The organism is Nitrospirota bacterium, assembly GCA_035873375.1.
Taxonomy (GTDB): domain Bacteria; phylum Nitrospirota; class Thermodesulfovibrionia; order Thermodesulfovibrionales; family JdFR-85; genus BMS3Bbin07.
In genome coordinates this window covers 1-5,682 of record JAYWMQ010000035.1, presented here as the reverse complement: position 1 = coordinate 5,682, position 5,682 = coordinate 1, and the positions used below count along the sequence as shown (strand labels likewise).

The 5,682-nt window shown below is 45.3% G+C and carries 9 protein-coding genes; all 9 read left to right on the top strand.

The window, feature by feature from the left end:
- Positions 1–246 precede the first annotated feature (246 nt).
- Positions 247–786, top strand: coding sequence for a hypothetical protein (locus VST71_07710; GenBank protein MEC4685601.1), 540 nt, complete (start codon positions 247–249; stop codon positions 784–786).
- Entirely contained in the window at positions 776–1,822 is a 1,047-nt protein-coding gene (locus tag VST71_07705) for a glycosyltransferase family 9 protein (protein MEC4685600.1), read from the top strand. Before VST71_07710 ends, VST71_07705 begins: the two co-directional genes overlap by 11 nt.
- A gap of 91 nt (positions 1,823–1,913) precedes the next feature.
- Entirely contained in the window at positions 1,914–2,186 is a 273-nt protein-coding gene (locus VST71_07700) for a hypothetical protein (protein ID MEC4685599.1), read from the top strand.
- 76 nt (positions 2,187–2,262) lie between these two features.
- Complete coding sequence (locus VST71_07695) at positions 2,263–2,430, top strand: hypothetical protein (protein ID MEC4685598.1); 168 nt, start codon at positions 2,263–2,265, stop codon at positions 2,428–2,430.
- A 72-nt stretch (positions 2,431–2,502) separates the two neighbouring features.
- Positions 2,503–2,805 (top strand): DsrE family protein, encoded by a 303-nt coding sequence (locus VST71_07690; GenBank protein MEC4685597.1) that lies wholly within the window; start codon positions 2,503–2,505, stop codon positions 2,803–2,805.
- A 285-nt stretch (positions 2,806–3,090) separates the two neighbouring features.
- Positions 3,091–4,521: a YeeE/YedE thiosulfate transporter family protein gene (locus tag VST71_07685; protein ID MEC4685596.1), complete on the top strand. Its 1,431-nt coding sequence runs from the start codon at positions 3,091–3,093 to the stop codon at positions 4,519–4,521.
- A gap of 33 nt (positions 4,522–4,554) precedes the next feature.
- Entirely contained in the window at positions 4,555–4,806 is a 252-nt protein-coding gene (locus VST71_07680) for a sulfurtransferase TusA family protein (protein ID MEC4685595.1), read from the top strand.
- A gap of 61 nt (positions 4,807–4,867) precedes the next feature.
- Positions 4,868–5,089, top strand: a complete 222-nt coding sequence (locus VST71_07675; protein ID MEC4685594.1) for a hypothetical protein — start codon at positions 4,868–4,870, stop codon at positions 5,087–5,089.
- 281 nt (positions 5,090–5,370) lie between these two features.
- The coding region (locus VST71_07670) for a hypothetical protein (protein ID MEC4685593.1) at positions 5,371–5,682 on the top strand (312 nt) is incomplete at its 3' end.

The following is a 5,682-nucleotide window of genomic DNA, read 5'->3' as shown; positions in this document are numbered from 1 at the left end:
TGACATTATAGACAATTTATTTTTATATTTCAACCCCTTTTTGGATCGTTTCTATTTAAAGGTTTAGCATATTTGTATAACACGTTGAAATGAAACGTTTCTTTCCGGAAAGATAACGGATTGGTGCTGTTTGCGTAGTATATATTTATATGGTGATTTATTAACCTTCATGTTTTTTGATAGAATACATCTATTGTGGGGCAAGGTATTAATGAAAATATAAAATACAGGGGAAGAGTATTCCATGTGCAGACAGAGGAGAGAGGGAAAGAGAGACCTGTTCTGGTATGTACCCTTTTTTACAGGGGGTTGATACTCTCCGAGGAACGCTTGGCATACCAGGATATAATAAAGTCTGACCCTTTTCAGAATCTGGTTAATCAGTTGAGGAAGGATATTCACAGGCAAATGATCGAAAATCTTCTGAAGGGCCTTTATGATGAAAAAATAAAGGCATTTCTTGTCACTGAAGGGGCGTCTGCAGAGGAAATATCACCTGCTGATGAGGATGACCTTGAATCTCTTTTCATAAGTTATATGCTGCCGTCCCTGAGCAGGGATTTGAAAGTGGATCTGCCGGAGCACGAGGTGCTTGCCATCAGTGAGAAGATACCTTTGCTTAAAGGATCTTCAAAAAAAGAACGGTATCTTTCACTCTGTGCCGAGATTTATTCAAGGGTTAAGGACATGTGTGATAAGGAGGCATTTAAGGGCCTTGTAAAGAAATGGTCGACCGAGATCAGGCTGCATACTGATGTCCCCAGGACAAATTCCCATGAGAGATGAGGCAGAGAAGCCCCTGATGCCATCAAATTCACATAGGTTCAGAAAGATACTGATAGTGAAGCCGAGCTCTCTCGGTGACATTATCCACGCCCTGCCTTTACTTAATGCCATTAAAACCGCCTTGCCGGACTCTGAGGTGCACTGGGTTGTAGCCAAGGGGTTTGAAGGGGCACTTCAGGGACACCCGATGATTAAGCGTCTGTGGGTAATACATAAGGAGAACTGGAAAAGACCTTCAAGGCTAATATCAACGGTCTCTGAGCTTGGCGCCCTTTTCAGGGGACTCAGGCTTGAGGGTTATGACCTTGTTATCGACCTTCAGGGCTTGCTGAGAAGTGGTATTATCACAGCGCTGTCAGGTGCCGGCCTGAGGGTGGGCTTCAGTGATGCAAGGGAATTGAGTCCATTCTTCTATAACCTTAAGGTCAAAGGGGGAACCGGCATCCATGCTGTTGAGAGATACCTTAAACTTGCTTCTCTAATCGGAATAGATACCGACGGAGTTGATTTTCCACTGCCCCCGATTCAGGATACGTTTCACTCGGAAGGCCCCTATTACGTAGTAGTCCCCGGTGCAAGATGGCCCGCCAAGAGGTGGCCTGTTGGGTATTTTATTGATGTAATAAAGGCGCTGCCGGCTACTGCCGTTATAATTGGTAGCAGGGAGGATGTTGATATTGCGGGGACAATAGCCTTAAATACAGAAGGTCGTTCAATCAATATGGCTGGAAAGACCGACCTTAAAAAACTCTTCTCCATCATAAAGGGTGCATCTTTTATGCTGTCCAATGATTCCGGCCCAATGCATATGGGTGCAGCCCAGTCAGTGCCTGTTTATGCAGTGTTCGGCCCGACAAGCGAGGTCCTGACCGGTCCATACGGCGATGGACACAGGGTCTTCAGGGCAGATATTGATTGTTCCCCCTGTTTTAGAAAAACGTGTGAGACCATGAGGTGTATGAGAGAGATTACACCCGGGCAGGTTGTAGAGGCAATCACAGAAGACCGGATGCAGTTCTGCTTGAGAAAAGATTGACTTTTCTTATGAATCTCTATATACTTTTTGGCAAGATAAAGACGAGAGGGTAGTTGAAGAATAAAAAACTTGCATGAAAGGAGGTTTGGGAATGGCTAAGAAGATTGCCGTACTTGTCAGGGACAGACAGGGGGAGGCCTTGAGAATGGCTGTGGGTATAACTCTTATGGATGATATTATTGATGTATACGTGCTGGACAGAAAGGTGGAAGAGACGGAAGATAATGATCTGAATCTTGAGACAATGAAAGATATGGAGATGAATGTTTACACCAATTGCAAGGAAAATGAGGATTTGGAGTATCTCTCTACCGAGGAGATAGCACAGAAGTTACTTGAGTATGACCACATACTACCCTATTAAAAGACAGGTTGCAGGTGACAGGACCCAAAACCTGAGCCCCTGTACCTGAATAAAATTATAAGGAGAGGTGAATCCAATGAAGATTTTATATATTTTAAAACAGGAACCTGACGAGACAGTAAAAAAGCTTATGGAGGAACATAAGAAAACTCAGGAAGTTACGGTTGTAGACCTGAGAGAGAACAAAAACCATGCTCAGATTATCGACCTTATAGCATCTTGTGACAAGGTCATTGCATGGTGATGAGTGCGCTGAAAAGCAGCATTGCAGTATTTACGAAAAAATATTCTTGTCTGTGAAAGGAGGAATTTAAAGATGAAACTCGGAATATTGGTTAATACAGATAAACATCTTGATGACATTGCCGGAATTACAGAGGCTGCGGTATCCAAGGGCCATGAGGTTATTCTGTTTGCCATGGATGATGGAACAAAACTGCTTGAAAACCCCTCATATACCGAATTATGCAAACTGCAGGGTGTTACCATGAGTTTCTGTGATCATAGCGCACAGAAGATAAGTGTCAAGACCGAAGGGATAGCAGAGGAGATAATTCGCGGAAGCCAGTATAATAACGCAGCCATGGACCACGATTCAGATAAGGTCATAGTCCTGTAGGCTGGGTATCGGGTAATCCGGCATATAATTGACAACTACCCGACTTCCATGATATATTAATTAAATTTTATTTCCTGTTCAGATAAGGGAGATAATTTATTTTCTGTTTCTGAACCGTGTGTTGGAGAGCAAAAGATAATTTCAGGGAGGTGAAAAGACTTATTATTCTATTATCTCTCAGACAGCCATAAGGTGTATGCGTAAGTTTTCTGGATTTAAGCTATAAAAATCCCCCGGATAATTGTTCACTTATTTTAATCAACTATATATGAAGGAGGAGATGAGGTGGAGAAAGAAGAAAAAAAGAGTCAACGATGGGCTTTTGTGGTAGTTGGGTTCTTCGTAGTAGTCAGTCTGTTTGCCTATTTTGAGAGTGAATTGTATATCTATCTCATGGCTTATCTGTGGTTCGGTTTTATCTATGGACTGATATTGCAGTACGGTAGGTTTTGTTTTGCATCGGCCTTCAGGGACCTCTTTGCAGTTGGTGTTCCGAGGATGGTTGTGGGTATTATGATAGCCACAATACTCTTCGGTTTTACCGCTTCCCTGGTAACAGTAACGGGCGCAAGTACGTTTCATCCCGCGCCATTTGGAATTCATGCGTTTATTGGGGGGCTCTTCTTTGGCTGGGGAATGGTTTTTGCAGGCGGTTGTGCCTCGGGTTCACTCTACAAGACAGGTGAGGGTAATGGTGTTGCCGCAATGGTTATTCTCTCCATAAGTATAACCCAGGCCGTATTCGCCGATGTCGGCGGCTGGCTGAACAAACTCGTTCCGGAGGCCTGGACCAAATCAGCCATGGCAAAAGGTTTGCCGGCATCCATTAATGTTACGGATGGCTGGCTGGACCAGTATCTTGCAGGATATGTATGGAATCATCCTGTATATACAGTTGCAAAGTGGCTGGGACTGGATAACCAGTCTTTTTCAGGGGCGTTTATCGGCAATTTTCTTCTTGGTTCTGTTATCCCGGGGGCGTTGCTGCTTGTTGTCGTGTACATCTTCTGGGTAAGAAAGACTTATGTGAGAAGATTAAGGGAAGAGAGGGGCGGCAATGTAACTTTTGGTGACGAGCTTGCCGGATACTGGCAGATGATCCGTGCCTCGAAGAGGACGGCTATTGCAGGCCTGTTCCTTGGTGTTGCAAGTGGTCTGCACATGTTTGTTATCGAGGGGTTACGTCTTAAGTTCGGTGTCGGTAATGCAGGGCAGATACTCAAGGCGATTGGGCAGGACTATGGTTTGTCTGTTAGAGGAACCGTTTTTGACCCGGGGTACTGGTATGTTACCACGCAGGAGGCACAGTGGGTTGGTTGGATATTGCACAAGTTGGGTTGGAACAATATGGACAATATATACTTCGGATTCACCAACGGTATTCCAAACCCCCTGTTTAACCCGGCGGACTGGATGTCGATCGCTCTTATCGGCGGTGCTGCAACCATGGCACTTCTGCACAATGAATTCAAGTTTAAAAAACCCACCAGGGAACTTGCAATCTGGGCGATTATAGGTGGTTTTGGAATGGGTATAGGCTCCAGGCTTGCCCTTGGTTGTAATATCGGGGCATTTTTTGCAAGGGTTGCTAACGGTGATCCCTCTGGATGGCTTTTTGGGTTTGGGATGATCGGTGGTGCATTTTTTGGTGTTAAGTTCTTTAACTGGTGGACAGAGAGAAAGATGGCAAAGGAGATGGCAGCCTTTGACTTATAAAAATCAAAACCAAAATATAAGGAGGTATTAGTCATGGCAATGAAGTTTGAGAAAAAAGGTGAGGGTGAGTATATGCTGGATGTGCTGGGGTATGTCTGTCCCCATCCTCAGATCTACGCAAAGAAGGCCCTTGAGAAGATGAAGCCCGGAGACACTCTGGAGGTATTTTTCGACAACCCTTCCTCATCAGAGTCGATTTTATCAATGTGTGAGTCCAACGGGAATGAGATTATAGAAAAGAGTCAGGTTTCCGGCAAGTTCGTCTGGAAGATCAGAAAGAAATAAATGCAGGTAAAAATTCCCCAAAGGAGGATTAGAGGATATGAAAAGCGGTCTCTGGTTTGTCTTGGTAGTTGTAGCGCTGTTTATCGGGTTTTTGGTAGGCTATAGTGTGTCGTCTTACACTGGCTATCAGAAGGTGGCAGGTTTTGTTGAAGAGGTTGGAGCAGGTGGCTACGGTGGTGAAGAAGCAGGTGGCTACGGTGGCGAGGCAGGTGGCTACGGCGGCGGTTCCGGTGGCTACGGCGGCGGTTCCGGCGGTTACGGCGGCAGTGCAGCCGGTTACTAATTCTAAAAGCCGAGGGTTATGTGGATCACCCTGAGTAGTTCAGACCGGGTTAAGTTCGCTTCCTGTATTTGAAGGTCTGGATGAATTGGCGGGAATAGAAAGTTTACAGCGAGTATATTCCTGCAGCATGTTGACAGGTTGCAAGTTCTACAATGTTTATACGTTATAGAAGTGCATCTACAACTTGCTGCAGGAATAAACCATAATTAGGGTCTTTAAAAGTTTCATGCGTAAGTGTTTACCAGTACGTGACTGTTTTTAAAGACAAAGGGAGGGACGTAATGAGAGCTAACAAGGCAGTTATGATAATGACCTTTGGTGTGATACTGCTATTGATTCTTGGGTATGGTCTGTCTCCAAATGGTATCACGGTAAAAAAGGCAGTGGCAGCATCCGGCGACTATGGTGACAGCGGCGATTATGGTGACAGCGGCGACTACGGTGACAGCGGCGACTACGGTGACAGCGGCGACTACGGTGACAGCGGCGATTATGGTGATAGCGGCGATTACGGTGACAGCGGCGATTATGGTGACAGCGGCGACTACGGTGACAGCGGCGACTACGGTGACAGCGGCGACTACGGTGACAGC